The organism is Bartonella sp. SD1336NMGDW, assembly GCF_042193565.1.
GTDB lineage: Bacteria > Pseudomonadota > Alphaproteobacteria > Rhizobiales > Rhizobiaceae > Bartonella > Bartonella grahamii.
The window spans coordinates 20,202-37,607 of record NZ_JBHILW010000010.1 but is presented as its reverse complement, the minus strand read 5'-3'; the positions used below and the strand labels follow the sequence as shown (position 1 = coordinate 37,607).

General features: G+C 36.0%; 10 protein-coding genes. 2 read left to right on the top strand and 8 right to left on the bottom strand.

Annotated elements, in window-relative coordinates:
- Positions 1-44: 44 nt before the first annotated feature.
- Positions 45-530 carry a peroxiredoxin gene (locus tag ACFIKH_RS06685; protein ID WP_375625879.1) on the top strand — a complete coding sequence of 162 codons (486 nt, stop codon included), beginning with the start codon at positions 45-47 and terminating at the stop codon, positions 528-530.
- Between the two features lie 335 nt (positions 531-865).
- Here the strand turns inward: ACFIKH_RS06685 and prfB are convergent.
- From prfB to ACFIKH_RS06670, 3 genes are all read right to left on the bottom strand, one after another.
- Positions 866-1,994, bottom strand: a protein-coding gene (prfB, locus tag ACFIKH_RS06680; RefSeq protein WP_375627294.1) for a peptide chain release factor 2 whose coding sequence is annotated in 2 segments (ribosomal slippage) — positions 866-1,924 and positions 1,926-1,994 — 1,128 coding nt in all. Because the reading frame shifts where the segments join, the coding sequence is not laid out codon by codon here.
- 167 nt (positions 1,995-2,161) lie between these two features.
- Complete coding sequence (locus tag ACFIKH_RS06675; protein WP_375627295.1) at positions 2,162-4,627, bottom strand: penicillin-binding protein 1A; 2,466 nt, start codon at positions 4,625-4,627, stop codon at positions 2,162-2,164.
- 168 nt (positions 4,628-4,795) lie between these two features.
- On the bottom strand, positions 4,796-6,025 hold the full coding sequence (locus tag ACFIKH_RS06670; protein ID WP_375627296.1) for an N-acetylmuramoyl-L-alanine amidase: 1,230 nt from the start codon (positions 6,023-6,025) through the stop codon (positions 4,796-4,798).
- 588 nt (positions 6,026-6,613) lie between these two features.
- Between ACFIKH_RS06670 and ACFIKH_RS06665 the strand changes: the two genes are divergently transcribed.
- A complete protein-coding gene (locus ACFIKH_RS06665; protein WP_375648273.1) occupies positions 6,614-9,235 on the top strand; it encodes an Rne/Rng family ribonuclease in 2,622 nt (873 codons plus the stop codon).
- Positions 9,236-9,324: 89 nt separating this feature from the next.
- On the opposite strand, the gene ACFIKH_RS06660 is transcribed toward ACFIKH_RS06665, so the two are convergent.
- The 5 genes from ACFIKH_RS06660 to ACFIKH_RS06640 all read right to left on the bottom strand — a co-directional run bounded on the left by ACFIKH_RS06660 (position 9,325) and on the right by ACFIKH_RS06640 (position 17,405).
- Positions 9,325-9,936, bottom strand: a complete 612-nt coding sequence (locus ACFIKH_RS06660; RefSeq protein ID WP_375627298.1) for an invasion associated locus B family protein — start codon at positions 9,934-9,936, stop codon at positions 9,325-9,327.
- A 1,660-nt stretch (positions 9,937-11,596) separates the two neighbouring features.
- Entirely contained in the window at positions 11,597-15,097 is a 3,501-nt protein-coding gene (gene mfd, locus ACFIKH_RS06655; RefSeq protein ID WP_375671256.1) for a transcription-repair coupling factor, read from the bottom strand.
- 5 nt (positions 15,098-15,102) lie between these two features.
- Positions 15,103-15,390 (bottom strand): succinate dehydrogenase assembly factor 2, encoded by a 288-nt coding sequence (locus ACFIKH_RS06650; protein WP_375627300.1) that lies wholly within the window; start codon positions 15,388-15,390, stop codon positions 15,103-15,105.
- A 66-nt stretch (positions 15,391-15,456) separates the two neighbouring features.
- Positions 15,457-16,137 (bottom strand): ABC transporter ATP-binding protein, encoded by a 681-nt coding sequence (locus ACFIKH_RS06645; RefSeq protein WP_375627301.1) that lies wholly within the window; start codon positions 16,135-16,137, stop codon positions 15,457-15,459.
- Positions 16,137-17,405, bottom strand: coding sequence for a lipoprotein-releasing ABC transporter permease subunit (locus ACFIKH_RS06640; protein WP_375671254.1), 1,269 nt, complete (start codon positions 17,403-17,405; stop codon positions 16,137-16,139). Before ACFIKH_RS06640 ends, ACFIKH_RS06645 begins: the two co-directional genes overlap by 1 nt.
- Position 17,406: the final 1 nt, after the last annotated feature.

Sequence of the window (17,406 nt, the reverse complement as noted above, 5' to 3'; positions counted from 1 at the left end):
GTACTTTGATATCTTATACTTATTACACAAGAAAGATGAAAACAATGACAAGATCAATGAAAGGTGCTCTTGCTCCTGATTTTAATTTGCCTCGCGATGGAGGAGAGACAGTATGTCTTTCTGACTTTAAAGGAAAACCTGTTGTTTTATATTTTTATCCAAAAGATGACACCAGCGGTTGCACAAACGAAGCACTTGATTTCACAAAATTAAAGATGAAATTTGATGAAATCGGTGTTGCTGTTATTGGAATCTCTCCAGATAATGTAAAAAAACATGATAAATTTAAAGTAAAATATGAACTTGATGTCATCTTGGTTTCTGATGAAGAAAAAACAACCCTCGAAGCTTATGGTGTTTGGGTTGAGAAAAGCATGTATGGACGCAAATATATGGGCGTTGAACGGAGCACTTTTTTAATTGATGCAAATGGAATAATAGCAGAAGAATGGCGCAAAGTAAGCGTATCTGGGCATGCTGAAAATGTTTTAGCTACTGCAACACTTTTACATCATAACGGTAACTTATAAATTGAGTGTTTGATTTACCTTAAAAAGCAAAAGTCATCCCCCGAATTGATTTTAGTTTTTCAACGGATTCAATTTTTACAATATATTGATTTATAAGGATAATGAATTGTTTTATATTTATATTAGTCCTCCGAATATCGCAAATTTTTCTTATTTCAGCTTTCTATCACTTGCAATATCATAAGCAGGATTGGTGTGTGAGAAAAAATTGAAGAAAGGAACAAGAAAATCCCTCTTTGAACCTTTAAAGTATCAAGAATATCGTAATATCACAACATCAATAAAACAAACAACTTAAGAAAAAAATCTACATAGCTTGAAGGAAGGATATATAATTAACGAATATCCTCAATTTCTTTGTCTTGTCCATAAATGCGCCGTGCGAGTGCTGCCTCTATAAATGCATCTAAATTACCATTCAGTACGGATTGTGGATCCGTATTTTCAATCCCTGTACGCAAATCTTTGACAAGCTGATAGGGTTGAAGAACATAAGATCTAATTTGATGTCCCCATCCGATTTCTGTTTTAGAAGATTCAGCAGCATTGGTTTCTTCTTCTCTTTTTTTAAGCTCTTCTTCATAAAGCCGTGCACGCAACATCGACCAAGCCGTAGCGCGATTTTTATGTTGAGAACGCTCTGTTTGACATTGAACAACAATACCCGTTTTTATATGTGTGATGCGAACAGCGGAATCTGTCGTGTTAACATGTTGTCCTCCTGCTCCTGATGCACGATATGTATCAATACGCACATCTGCCTCTGAAACATCAACTTCAATATTGTCATCAATAACTGGATAAACCCAAATACTTGCAAAAGAGGTATGGCGCTTTGCATTCGAATCAAATGGAGAAATCCGAACCAAGCGATGAACGCCTGATTCTGTTTTTAACATTCCATAAGCATTATGCCCTTTTACAAGAATAGTTGCTGACTTTATTCCTGCTTCTTCTCCATCATGAATTTCTAAAATTTCAACCTTCATGTCATGCTGCTCAGCCCAGCGCATATACATACGTAAGAGCATAGAAGCCCAATCTTGGCTTTCTGTTCCCCCTGCTCCAGCATGAACTTCTAAATAGGTATCATTCGGATCCGCCTCTCCTGAAAGAAGTACATCAATTTGCCTTTTATCTATCTCATTTTTAAGATTACGTATTGAATTTTCTGCGTCAGCGATAATTTCAACATCACTTTCTTCTTCGCCCATCGCGATAAGCTCAATGCATTCTTCAAGTGTTTTTGTAAATGATAAAAGACCATTGATTGAATCATCAAGACGTTGACGCTCACGCATCATATCCTGTGCTTGTTGTGCATCATCCCATAATGACGGATCTTCCGCTTTTTGATTAAGATATTCGAGACGCTTTAGTGATTGATCCCAGTCAAAGATGCCCCCTTAGCAATTGAATTGCTTTCTGGATTTCATCAACTAATGTTTCTATTTCTGCTCGCATAATTTAACACCGTATTTTTTAACACTCTTTCTGGTTATGTCTCTAGAATTTTATACAAATCTGATAGCTGCTGTGAGGAAATAGCACGGACTTATCATTCTATTTACAGGACCGACACTGTAAAAAAATAAAAACTATAGACTCATGGCGAAAGGAGATTTTGTTGATTAATACAGCCCACCTGTCCCACTTTCAAGGGCTTTATTGACTTGTGGAGAAGTAGTTACTGCAGGAACACCTTCTTGAAAAGAATTTGTACTCCCAATAACTTGATATATATCAGCAGGACCAGTCCCTGGTTTAAATGCTTCTATAATAACATCTTGATCTCCTCTTTCGGCAAGCATTCCTGTTTTCCGATTAATTGGCATTAAAATCATGCCCTTTGGCATCTTAAAGGGAACATCTGGCTTTCCTTTAAGAGCATCTGCCATAAAATCACCAAAAATAGGTGCAGCTAATGAACTTCCTGTTCCATTATATCCTAACGGAGCTGGTTGATCATAACCGACAAAAATACCAACGACAATGTCAGGAGTAAATCCCATAAACCAGACATCCTTAGAGTCATTGGTTGTTCCTGTTTTAGCCGCAATATGTCGATTAAGATAACGTAAACGTGCTGCAGTACCACGCTGAACAACCCCTTCCATCATCGAGGTAATTTGATAAGCCGTCATAGGGTCAAGAACTTGATCTCTTTCATCAATCAATGTGGGTTCACGTTGATTATTCCATGAAGGCGTATTACAATTTTCACAAATACGATCATCATGACGATAAATTGTCTTTCCATAACGATCTTGAATTCTGTCTATCAGAGAAGGCTTAATAGAGCGTCCCCCATTGGCAATAACTGAATAAGCTGTAACCATTCGTAATACTGTTGTTTCACCAGCCCCTAAAGCCATGGGAAGATAAGGCTGCAATTTGTCCACTATGCCAAAGCGTTCTGCATATTCAGCGACAAGAGGCATTCCCATATCATTGGCAAGCCGTATTGTCATAAGATTACGAGAACGCTCAATACCATAACGCAACGTTGAAGGTCCTGCAAAGGTACCACCATAATTTTTGGGTTGCCAAACTTCACCATTATATTGACGAACTTCAATGGGGCCATCTAAAACAACAGATGCTGGTGTATACCCGTTATCAAGGGCTGCTGCATAAACAAAAGGCTTAAAAGCAGACCCCGGTTGGCGATAAGCTTGGGTTGCACGATTGAATTCAGATGCAGCAAAAGAAAATCCTCCCACCATAGCAAGAACGCGCCCTGTATGAGGTTCCATAGCAACAATCGCACCTTCAACCTTTGGAATTTGTTGTAAACGATAAGTGTTGTTTGCATTGGATAGTTTTTCAACAAAAATCACATCTCCAACTTGCAGAACATGAGATAAGTTCTGAACAGTTTTTCGATAACCGTTTTCTTTTACAACATGGAGGGCCCATTTTGAATCAGATTCAGATAAAACAGCAATTTCCCGTTTTTTTGATAATATACCCGAAGCTTCACGCTGTGGCTGTAAACCAATCTCTACTTTATTGGGATTAGTAGAAAGAACAACAGCTAAACGCCATTCAGGAACATCACTGAGCCCCGTGATATTTGCAAGTTCTATCCCCCAATCACCTTTTTCATCGATATGCGCATAAGCTCCACGCCATCCTTGCAAATGATCAAATTTAATTAATCCAGCGTGCAAAGCACGTCGCGCAATAAGTTGTAAATGCGGATCAAGCGTTGTACGAATGGAAAGCCCACCTTCATAAAGTGTCTTAGCCCCATAGCGATGTATTAAACGACGTCGCACTTCTTCAGTAAAATAATCAGCCGCAAAAACATAGCTATCACTCCCACGTATTGTCGCTCCTAAAGGTTTAGCTTTCGCTTTTTCACCTTGTTCACGCGTTACATATCCATTTGCAATCATCCGATCTATAACCCAATTGCGCCGATCAATAGCACGTTGTGTATTCTTAAATGGATCATAATTTGCTGGCCCTTTTGGAAGAGCAGCCAAATAAGCACATTGTTCTAGCGTCAGATCATTGACGGATTTATTGAAATAGGTCAAAGAAGCAGCTGCTATACCATAAGTACCACGACCCAGATAAATTTCATTGAGATAAAGTTCGAGAATATGATCCTTTGAATAAGTTTTCTCAATACGCATTGCTAAAATAGCTTCCTTAAATTTACGCTCTAACGTTGTTTCTGAACTTAAAAGAAAGTTTTTAGCGACTTGTTGCGTTATAGTTGATGCACCCTCTGGACGTCTTCCAGAACCAATATTACGAATATTATTGATCAAAGCTCGAGAAAGTCCTTCGGGATCTAAACCAAAATGATGATAAAAGTTTTTGTCTTCAGCCGAAATAAAAGCATTTATAACAAGCTTTGGTATTGATTGAATCGGTAAATAGAGGCGATGTTTTGTTGCAAACTCTGCCATAAGACGGCCATCAGAAGCATGAACGCGGGTCATTACCGGCGGTTCATAAAGTGAAAGAACTTCATAATCAGGGAGTGCATTTGCTTGACCACTGGTCACAACACCCCACGTTATTGCTCCACAAAGTCCAATAGCAACAAAAAAACGAAGAAGATATCTTAAAAAAATCATCATAAAAACGGCTATCGCTTTCTTAAGAATTAATCAAAGAAAAAATACGTTACCTCAAACACACCAAGCGGATATCACCACAAGATTGAGATCAAGAGAAATTGTTTTCTATCTTTTATTTATACTAGGGTATACTAGAACCCCATATTGATACTCTATTTTCTCACAAATTTAAAGAGGCTGTATCATTTTCTGCCTATAATGAGCAAATTGACGAATAGAATGAGCAATAGAGGCTGCCATTTGTTTTCTCCAATGAGGATCATTTAATAACTTTTCGTCCTCTTTATTGGATAAATAACCTATCTCTATCAAGACGGAGGGTATATCTGAAGCTCTTAAAACTTGAAAATTAGCATACCGATGTGGATTATTAATCAAGTTAATATGATTCTTTGATAAACTTGAAATAACACTATTTGCAAAATTAACCGAAAATGTATGTGTTTCACGTCGTGTAAGATCCATCAATATATCTGTAACTTCAAGCGTTTCATCTGCAGGTAAACCATCCAGCAAATCAACTTTATTTTCATTTTCAGCTAAAGATTTTGCAATGGCATCAGAGGCTTTGTCTGATATGGTGTACACTGTGGCACCGCGAAGAGAATGTAGATCAATCGTATCTGCGTGAATAGATATAAAAAGATCAGCATCGAACTCTTGCGCTTTTTTAACTCTTTCACTTAGTCTTAAAAAAATATTGGAATCTCGTGTTAAAGCAACAGTAATATGAGAATCCTTTTGTAATTCGTCTCGCAATGCACGCGCAAAGTCTAAAGTCACATCTTTTTCTAAAATTCCAGTAACACCCCGTGCACCGCCATCAATACCACCATGACCAGGATCAAGAACAACACGGAAATTATATGCTGGCATTAACTGCGTTTTTGTATCAAAATTGGTTTTTTGCTGTTTTTTTAATATTTCATCAAATTTTTCTAGTGTAGTTTTACGAATATCAATCAGCAACTGCCATAAACCATTATTTAATTTTTTTACGACACTTTTTTCAATTACAAAGGCCGTTTTACTTGTCAAAATAATGCGTGAAGTCTGCATGTCAGAAAAAGCATAACGCACATCTGAAAGCATAACGGATAATGTATTCTGTTTCTTTAAAGGCGTATTTTGCATCGAAAAGTCAATTGTAGGTAAATTGATCACCAACCGTGCTGGCCTGTCCAAAATCTGTAAACGAACATTTGGTTTTGAATTGAAAACCGCAATAATACGCGTATGAACACTATCACCAATGGTTCGAAAATTAATAAGTTTCAGAGGATCTGCGGCTTGAACACTGGTTTGGAATAGCAAAAATAATAATAAAAAGTATGTGACAAGCACAATAACATTCCCATAAGCTATTTTCAGCTTTTTGGTAAAGAAAACTCTTATCATAAGCAAAATACTCTACATTACATTTGAATAACTTATCTTGGTTATATAAAAACGATACACCAATTTATTCTCTATTTTTCAATAAAAGCTAAATAAACACCCAAAAACGAAATTAAGGTCATTAAAGACATTATCATTATACATGATTTACATTGTTACTTGCCAAACGCATGATATCAACATAAAAGAATATTTATGCTTCCTAGCTGATAATAGTCATCTAAATTATCTGTAACTCATATTAAGTTGTCTTTAGAGGTTTTTTGCCTATTATGCATTGAGACTTTGTTTATGGATGAAAAAATTCTATGTTATAACATTAGGATTGCATTACTTAAGATTCGTTGGTTCGGATATCCGAACTGTTTTAAAGATTATTTTACCGGAGACTTTTAAGAAATATGAGTCATAAAAAACAGATGGAGATAATGATGAGAAATGGTGTAAATGCAGTCATGCCTTTGCACGTGGTGTTCCGTCCTGTTTTTCTGGTATCTCCCTTTTATGGCAGACAGCCTTTTATATTTACGAATAGTTATAGCGTTCGTTTGAATAAAATTGTGCATGTCGCCTTCAGGATATTAGCTTATGTCAAACAAAATGCTTATAGATGCCTCCCATCCGGAGGAAACACGTGTTGTTGTTGTTCACGGCAACAAAATTGAAGAACTTGATTTTGAATCAGAACATAGAAAACAGCTCAAGGGGAATATTTATCTCGCACGTATTACGCGTGTAGAACCGTCTCTCCAAGCAGCTTTTGTTGAATATGGTGGAAACCGACATGGTTTTTTAACATTTTCTGAAATTCATCCTGATTATTATCAAATTCCTATTGCTGATCGCCTTGCTCTTCTTGAAGAAGAGGAAAAAGCAGCTGTAGGAGAAAATTCTGTAGATTCCTTTACGGAAGAAGCAACTAAAAATAAAAAACGCTCCAGAAGAACAAAAAAAAATGGAAAAAACAATGTCATAGCAGCCGATATTGAAAATGATATCACATCTGAATCAACAATAATTGATAATACAGAAGAAGCATTAAATACCGATATCTCTTATGATGAGATCGAAATGGTTGGTGCTGAGGACATCCGTGAAGAGCTCCCAATTTATCAAAGAAAACAAGGGCGCCAGTATAAAATTCAAGAAGTCATTAAACGACGTCAAATTTTGTTGGTACAAGTCATCAAAGAAGAGCGTGGTAATAAAGGTGCTGCCCTTACAACATATCTGTCTTTAGCAGGTCGTTATTCTGTTCTAATGCCCAACACAGCACGTGGTGGTGGTATTTCACGAAAAATTACGAACGTACAAGACCGTAAGCGTCTTAAAGAAATCGTAAAAGAATTAGCCGTTCCAAAAGGTATGGGCGTTATCTTACGAACAGCTGGTGCCAATAGAACAAAAGCTGAAATTAAACGTGATTATGAATATCTTATGCGGTTATGGGATACTATTCGCACTTTGACACTCGAGTCAACGGCGCCATGCCTTGTCCATGAAGAAAGTAATCTCATCAAGCGTTCTATACGAGATCTTTACAATAAGAACATTAGTGAAATTCTTGTCTCTGGAGAGCAAGGATATCGTGAAGCGAAAGACTTTATGCGTATGCTCATGCCAAGTCATGCAAAAGTTGTGCAACCTTACCGTGATCCTACACCCATTTTTGCAAGAAATAATATTGAAATTCAACTTGATAAAATGTTGCAACCACAGGTTTCTTTAAAATCTGGTGGTTATCTTGTTATTAATCAAACAGAAGCACTCGTTGCTATTGACGTGAATTCTGGCCGCTCTACGAAAGAATTCTCTGTCGAAAAGACAGCTTTACAAACTAACCTTGAAGCTGCTGAAGAAGTAGCGCGTCAATTACGCTTGCGTGACCTTGCTGGTTTAATTGTGATTGATTTTATTGATATGCTTGAAGAACGCAATGTAAAGCTGATCGAAAAAAAATTAAAAGATTGTTTAAAAAATGATCGTGCTCGTATTCAAGTAGGTCATATTTCACACTTCGGCCTTTTAGAAATGAGTCGTCAACGTATTCGCATATCGGTTTTAGAAAGTACAACACAGCCCTGCCCGCATTGCGCAGGAACAGGAAATATACGTTCTGAATCATCAATTGCATTACATGTCATGCGCTCAATTGAAGAATATCTTCTTCATAATTCGCAATATAATATTATCGTACGCACACCTGTAGCAACAGCGCTTTATGTATTAAATCATAAACGCAACATTCTTGTTAATTTAGAAACTCGCTTTAAGCTTAATATTAGTATTGAAGCAGATGATAGTATTGGAACGCAACATCTTGTTATTTCTAAAGGCTCAATAGCAGAGAGAATTTCTCGATCTTCATTGGAAGATGTTAATAAGCAAGAAATTGGAGATTCTGTTTTCATAGAAAGTGAATCTATTGAAAATCCTTCTCCCATTGAAACAAACCAAAAGCGTCGGCGCAAAAATCGTCACGATGAAATTACTGATCATTCTCTTTCCAACGTTCATAAAAAAGAAGATACCTTGAGTGATGATTCTTATCGTCGAGGACGTCGTCGAGGACGTCGTGGTGGTCGACGCAATCAAGATAATAATTTTCATCAGATTCGCATTCCTTACGCAGAACCAGTGGGAGATTTTGCTAAGCAGGCTTTAGCAGAAATTAAAGCAGCACACCGCAAACATCGTGTTTCACCTGCTAAATCTTTTGAACTTGAAGAAACAAAAAATAATACGCAAGCTCTAGATATACAACAACAGGGTGAATCTAAAAAAATTGATACAAGTATTAAACCTAAAAAACGTTCTTCAAAAGTAGTAGAAAATCAACTTTCTTTAGAGAATGATCAAAATGTCGTAGAACAAAAATCTCTTGAAGAAAAACCTAAAACTAGTTCAGTACGTAAAGCTAAAACAAAAAAAGCAGACAAATCTATTCATAAAGTAGAAGATAAAACTCTTGAAAATAGTAAAAAGTCAACACGTGGAACACGTAAAAAATCATCTTCTAAAGAGACAACGCAAATACAAAAAATATTAGAGAAAGAAACTATAATCGAGATGGAGGAAGTTGTCCAAACTTCTCCTTCCAAAATTGAAGAAACAATTAATCAACCCGTTGTTGTTTCATCAACGCCTAACAATTCTTCCAAAACTGAACGTATTGGTTGGTGGAAACGTAGAATTCTTTCGAAAAATTAAAGATTTAAAAAAAACCGCCACAGAAAACTGTAGCGGTTTAAATAAAAAATTATAGAAAACGTTTCAACCAATTCTATGGTGTGGGTTTATCAATTTTGCTTTGCTTTTTCTTGCTCAGCCCGCATACGATCTTCAATTTCTTTTTGCTTTGATTGAATGGCTTGCTGCATCTTTATTTGTTCTTGTTGGAAATCTTTTTCCTCCATACCAGGACCGGTATAGGCTGCTGTAAACCCATTAAGAGAAAATTCAATAGGATTAGCTGAACCACGGAAATTAACTGTGGTTACAACCATTTTTGTACCACTTTTCATAGCTGCTATAAGCTTATCATCTAAGACATCATTGGCAATACAACTTGGTCCATTACAAATAATATAAGGAATTTTTTTAGAGAAGTCGTCACCAATTTTAATGTGAACACCTTCTGGCAAAAAACGACCTGTAGGTACTTGAATACCTATACGTTTTTCATTTTGCTTCCCTTTTATTTCAACAAGATTAAAAGCCGTCAAAGGTTGTCCCGTATTCGATAATACAGTATTCATTGTATTACAAATATCAACATCATGCTGCTTACTGCAAACTTTGTACCAACCTTGTGATAAAGTTTGCGCATTTGCAGAAATACCAGCTATAAGAAAAAGGGCAGCGGCTCCAACTAATACTGAAACAGCAGAATAAACATTTTTATGCGACATGATTAAGTTAATCCTTTCAACGCGCTCTTAAGTAACTTCAAAAAAATATTAAATATAATTCCAACTTAAATTTATTAAATTATAATGAAATAACACTTAATTTTACTATTTTTACTTCAATATAAAAAAAAAAGTCAAATTTAGAGAAAAAATACGACGAGCTATTCTAATTTTTATACACCCATATAATTCCCCTCTTTATCATATTGGTGTTTGATGCAATCTATCCATAAAACACCTCTGTGCATTTAAGCTAAGATTACACAAACGAATCAATATTGCAATATTAATTAGAATAAACTCCTATGCTACTCTAAAAATCTTACTAATTAAACTTTTTACATTTGTTACTCTTCATGTTAAGTTCGTGGAGCCTTAGCAACAGCTGTTGTAATGCATGAAGCTCCGAAATATCAGATAAATTTTACTTTTTTCCTTATGTGATTCGTATGATACGAAAAAATAAAATCATTTACTGTATTATTGAAACATTTCATAAATTAAAACCACTGATTGTCTAAAATTTCTGCATAATTGTAAGAGAACTTTTTCCTAATGGACAATTTTCTGCCCTTGTTTACAAAACAATGGCGATACATTTTTGTAATAAAAGTTTTATATTTTACAGCTCCTAACCAAAAAGTTTAATTTAAAAATACGCTACTAAAGAAGTGCTTTTTTCTTAATTAAAAAACATATTTTCTTAGAGAGAAAATTTATAACTGTTGAAAATATTTTATTTATAATAAACTTCCTTAAAATATAACAACATATTAATTTATAATAATAATTTATCTTTTACATCATCAAATGTTTGTTTTTCATAGCTATTAAGAGCCTTCTGTTAGCAATTCTTTTATATTGCTAGAAACTGGGGCTTATCGAATTAATTGCGTCTTTTACTCAATAAAAATCTTTATCTTTCCAATCAAAATCTTTGCGTAAAATAGCACCTATATCACTCTGCAATATATCCACTAAAACTTTGCAACTAATAATAAATATGAGGATAATTTTCCATTTATTAAATAATTCAGCTTTTCTTCGTATTCTCCTACTTCGTACTCTCTCGCTATATCTACCCTAGAGATAAATTTTTATTTTTTCAAATAGATCCTGTAATTTCGAACCAAGATTATAATATTTATTCTTCAGATTTTTCAGTTCTTTTAAAAACTTATTTCGTTCCTGCAAACGCTTATAGTATTCTGCTTTAGAAAATTTTTTCCCAAAATATCTAAATGATAAATACTTATCTTCAATAAATTATATGCTATCTTTAGTATTCTTTCTTTTGTTTTTTAATGTTGGTATTGTTCCTTAGAAGATAAATCAGCGTGAGCGTTTTTATGCCATACATTACAGGGAGTAAAAACTATCGTTAGTAACTTTTGTAATGAAGAAAGCATGTTATCTTGGCTTAAGTTTTTGCTTTTTAGAGAAGATACTTATATGCACGTTCTATTTATTGCGGTTACACCGTCTAAGCTATTTTCTTCATTATATCAATATGTCTTATGATGAAGAACGCAAAATGAATATGTAAGAAGTTCTTTTATTATAAACTTAAATTTTATTCTTATAAAAAATTAATAACTATTTGTTTTTATATAATAATTTTATAAAAACGAGTAACAATTCTGAAACAACAAAGAAGTTTTTAACCAGAATGTTGTTCTGCCATTTCGACAAGCTGTGTCATAATATTCGCTGCTCCAACAAGCCTTTCATCCGCTGTGGACCAATCACGAATAAGAGCGATACTTTGATCTGGTCGAATTTTTGCCATCGAACCTTGTTTTCCAACCCACTGAACAAGAGCAACACTATTTGCAAAATAATTATTGCGAAACTGTATAACAATCCCCTTTGGTCCAGTATCCAATTTTTCTACATGCGCTTTTCGACACAATGTTTTGATATAAAAGACTTTAAGAAGGTGTTGAACTTCAAGCGGTAAAGGACCAAAGCGATCAATTAACTCCGCAGCAAATTCATCAATTTGTTCTAAATCATCAAGTTCTGTTAAACGACGATAAAGCCCCATACGTAATGGCAAGTCAGGCACGAAACTTTCTGGTATCATCACTGTTGTACCAAGTGAAATTTGAGGAGACCATTGCTTATCTTCATTTAGCTCTCCATCTTTTAATTCAGCAACAGCTTCTTCAAGCATTTTTTGATAGAGTTCAAATCCAACTTCTTTAATATGCCCCGATTGCTCTTCACCTAAAAAATTGCCTGAACCACGGATATCCATGTCATGGCTTGCCAATTGAAAACCAGCCCCCAAGGTGTCAAGAGATTGTAAAACTTTAAGACGACGATCAGCAGCAGCTGTTAAAACTTTACCAGCAGGAAATGTAAAGAGTGCATAAGCACGTTGTTTTGAGCGCCCTACCCTCCCTCGTAACTGATAGAGTGCAGAAAGACCAAACATCTCAGCGCGATGCACAATTAGGGTATTGGCTGTTGGAATATCAAGACCAGATTCAATAATGGTTGTCGATAGCAAAACATCATATTGCCCATCATAAAATGCATTCATGATATCATCAAGTTGTCCAGCCGGCATTTGTCCATGAGCCACAACGAATTTCAGTTCTGGCACATGTGTTTTGAGATATTCTTCTACAAAAGTCAGATCAGAAATACGAGGACAAATATAGAAACTTTGTCCGCCACGATAATATTCTCGAAGCAGGGTCTCTCGTATAACAAGTGCATCAAAGGGTGAAATAAAAGTACGAACGGCCATTCTATCAATGGGGGGCGTTGTTATCAATGAAAGTTCACGTACACCGGATAATGCTAACCCTAAAGTGCGTGGTATGGGAGTTGCTGAAAGTGTGAGAACATGAATATCACTTTTAAGCTCTTTTAAACGCTCTTTGTGTTTGACACCAAAATGCTGCTCCTCATCAATGATGAGAAGGCCTAATCGTAAAAAATTAACTGCACCACTTAACAATGCATGGGTTCCAATGACAATATCGATTGTACCATCTGAAACACCTTTTTTTACTTGTGCAAGTTCTTTTGCTTTTACAAGCCTTGAAGCATGTCCAATTTTAACCGGTAATCCTTGAAACCGCGAAATAAATGTCTTGTAATGTTGACGTGAAAGCAAAGTTGTCGGTACAACAACAGCAACCTGATATCCATTTAATGCTGCGACAAAAGCACTTCGAATGGCTACTTCGGTTTTTCCAAAACCAACATCACCGCATATCAAGCGATCCATAGGCTTTCCTGAGGCTAAATCGTCTAAAACAGCATCAATTGCATTCATTTGATCTTCCGTTTCTTCATAGGGAAAGCAAGCAACAAACTCATCAAATGGTCCAACTGGTGGAAGTAAAGCAGGCGCAGCACGAGTTATACGTTCTGCAGCTATACGAATTAATTGCCCTGCCATTTCCAATAAATGTTTTTTAAGCCGAGCTTTACGTGCTTGCCAAGCAACACCCCCTAATTTATCTAAAGTTACCTCTGTTCCTTCTGAGCCATAACGTGAGAGAAGCTCAATATTTTCAACAGGTAAAAAGAGTAAATCACCTCCAGCATATCTAATTTCAAGGCAATCTCGTAAAATTCCAGTGGTTTTGATGGTTTTAAGACCAACAAATTGGCCAATACCGTGATCGATATGCACAATAATATCACCAGAATTTAAAGCAGAAATTTCAGAAATAAAATTTGTATTATTTTTACGCCGCTTTGGCGATCTTATAAAACGATCGCCAAGGATATCTTGCTCTGCTATAACAGCCAAATCTTCAGCCTCAAAACCATGTTCTATCATGATAACAGCTGCTAATATGCGATCTCGTGGTGTTGCTTTGACAGTTTGCAAGGATTTTGCAACATCTATTTTTTTCAATCCATGCTCATCGAGAACTTGTAACAAACGATTGAGAGATCCTTCACTCCAACACGCTAAAAGCACTTTTTTACCAGCAGTGCGTAAAGATGCGATATGATCAATAACACTTGAAAAAACATTTTTTTCCTGCGCATTACGCTCTTTTACAAAATCATATCCCTGTTTAACATTGGTGTGAATAACAGTTTTTTCCGAACTTTGTGGAATATTAAAAGGCGAAAAATCAATACGCTGTGAAGATTGTTGCACACTTTCCAAAACACGCTCTGGCGTTAAATAAAAAAGACTAGGATCTATTGGATGATAAGAAGTAGAATTTTTTTCATCATTTTCGCGCTCTTTGCGCGCGTTATAATAGTCCTCAATAAGACGATAGCGTTCAATGAAGGCTTCTTCTATGAGATGCTCAAAAACTATCGGTAAGTTGCCACAATGGTCAAAAAAACTATCAAGGTTTTCATAAAAAAATGGAAGCCAATGTTCCATACCGGCAAAACGCCGACCTTGAGCAATTGCTTCATAAAGCATGTTATTTTTTTGTGATACACCAAATGTACGGGTATAATTGCTCTTAAAACGGCTTATGCGTTCTGGTGTGAGAACAACCTCACTCATTGCCTGTAATAAAAGTTCAGTTTTTTGGCCTGTTGTCTTTTGACTTTCTGGATCAAATATGCGGATACTTTCTAGGGTATCTCCAAAAAAATCAAGACGTAAAGGTTCAACATCCATGGGAGAAAAGATATCAAGTATTCCTCCTCTTACAGCAAACTCACCAACATCACGGACAACCGTAACGCGTTCAAAACCATTGGTTTCTAAAAACTGAATAAGATTTCCCATGTTATTGCGCTGGCCAACACGTGCGTGAATAAGCTGAGCTTCTATCATTTCACGAGGAGGTAACTTTTGCATAATCGCATTTGCTGTTGTTAATATAATTGCAGGATGCGGATCTTTACGTAAATTTGCTATGTGTGCCAATGCTGATAATCGACGTGCCATAACAGAAATTCCTGGTGACACACGATCATAAGGCAAACAATCCCATGCAGGAAATTGAAGTATGGGTAAATTGGGCTCAATAAAATTTAAAACTTGTTGTAAATGAACAATTTTTGTTCCGTCGCGGACAACATAGATGAGCGGTTTACCTTGTGCAATTTCTGAACTTAATTTCGCAAGCGCAAAGGCTTCAAATCCATCAGGAACTCCATCAAAAATCATACGAACAGAATTATTTTTTGGAATAACAATTTTTTTAAATATAGGCATCGGGATTAATAACTTAAGCAAGTACGATAATTGGCAATATCACGAAAAAGTGGACTATCAACTTCAGAGGGTGGCGAAACTTCTCCAGTAATCCATGTGAGTAAATCACGATCATCAAAAGACATAATATATTCAAGTTCAGAGAGCGTTTTATCATTCATTTCAGTAATATGAGTATCGACATAATGTCCAAAAATGAGATCCATTTCACGAATACCGCGATGCCATGCACGAAAAATCAATCGACGACGACGCACATCTAATTGATTTTTGTCAACGACAAAAACTGTCATAAAAAATCTCCTTGAATAAAGTAATATAAACTATTCAATTAGTCGTATAAAATTTGTACCTTGCTTTTAAGGAAGTTCTATAATCTTTTGTTCTTTAAGTGTAATTCGACGATGCATTTGCTTAGCCAAAGCGTAATTATGTGTTGCAATAAGAGCAGAAAGACCCGACTGGCGAACAAGGATAGATAAAGCTTGAAAAACATAAGCTGAAGTTACGGGATCAAGATTTCCTGTAGGTTCATCAGCCAAAAGAACCGAAGGGCCATTTGCTACTGCACGTGCAATAGCAACACGTTGTTGTTCTCCTCCCGATAACTCTGAGGGACGATGGTTAGCACGATGAGAAACACGCAGATACGTCAATAATTTGCGCGCACGATCTTCTGCTATGGATTTTTTTAATCCTGCTATCATTTGCGGTATCATAACATTTTCTAACGCCGTAAACTCTGGAAGTAAATGATGAAATTGATAAACAAAACCAATATCATTTCGTCTTATAGCTGTTCGCTCACTATCAGAGCGCTTTGCACAAGAAATACCCCGTAACATCACATCACCAGCTGTTGGTTTTTCTAATAATCCAGCAATATGAAGAAGTGTTGATTTTCCAGCACCAGATGGTGCAACAAGTGCAACAAGCTCTCCACGATTAAGAATAAAATTCGCTTTATCTAAAACAATAAGCGGCTTATGACTCTCGAAAAAGTGTCTTTCAATCTCTACAAGCTCTAAAATAGCTGTCATTATTCATACCTCAAAGCTTGTACGGGATCTAGCTTAGCAGCACGCCATGCCGGAATGAGAGCAGCAAGAAACGACAAAAATAAAGCCATCATAGCAACCAAGATGGTCTGTTTCCACTCAATTTGTGCAGGCAATTTTGTTAAAAAATAAAGTTGAGGATTAAAAACGTCGACATTAAATAACCAAGATATAAAGTCTTGGATATGATTAATATTAGCGGTCGCGATAACACCTAAAACTAAACCCAATATAGTTCCAATAAAACCAATCATCATTCCTGTAATGATAAATATACGCAAAATCGCACTCTGCTGAGCCCCCATCGTGCGTAAAATCGCAATATCATGACTTTTATCTTTTACAAGCATAATCAGCCCTGAAATAATATTTAAAGCAGCAACAAGAACGATCAGAGAAAGAATGAAAAACATAACATTTCGTTCAATCTGTAAGGCTGAAAAAAAAGCCTGATTGCGTGTACGCCAATCAATTAAATAGACCTGTTGATCAACTGTTTTTTCTACAATAGGTTTTATTTGATCAACAGCATCAGGATCATTTAGAAATAATTCTAAAGACTGAACCTTATCTCCCAAATTAAAAAATATTTGTGCTTCATGGAGAGGCATAAAGATAAATATTGAATCATATTCAGACATACCAACTTCAAAAATAGCAACGACTTTATAAGCTTTCACACGTGGGGTAACGCCAAAAGGAGTCTCATCACCATCTGGAGTAATAATACGAATATCTCTTCCAACTGTCAGCCCCAATTTTTCTGCTAAGCCACTTCCAATTGCAACACCTTCTTCTTCATCAAACCGAGAAATCGATCCTAATTTAATGTTTTGAGAGACTGTTTTAAGCTTTTCTAGATCTTGTTTGCGCATACCACGAACTAATGCGCCAGAGCCACCTTGAACTTCACCTTGAACAAGCGCTTGACCTTCAATAACAGGCAAAGCAAACTTCACACCCTTTGTAGATTCTAAAGAAGAAATAAGAGTCTTATAATCAGAAAAACCAGAATCAACTGTTTGAACAATAAGATGCCCATTCATACCAAGAATACGATTGAGAAGCTCTGTACGAAAGCCATTCATCACCGCCATAACAACAACCAGAGCAAATACGCCCAACATAATCCCAATAAGAGAAATAATTGAAATAACAGATGCAACAACATGTTTTTTATTGGGAATCATGTAACGAAAAGCGATCATCCACTCATAAGATGAAAACCATTTGTCTTTCAGCCTCTTCATA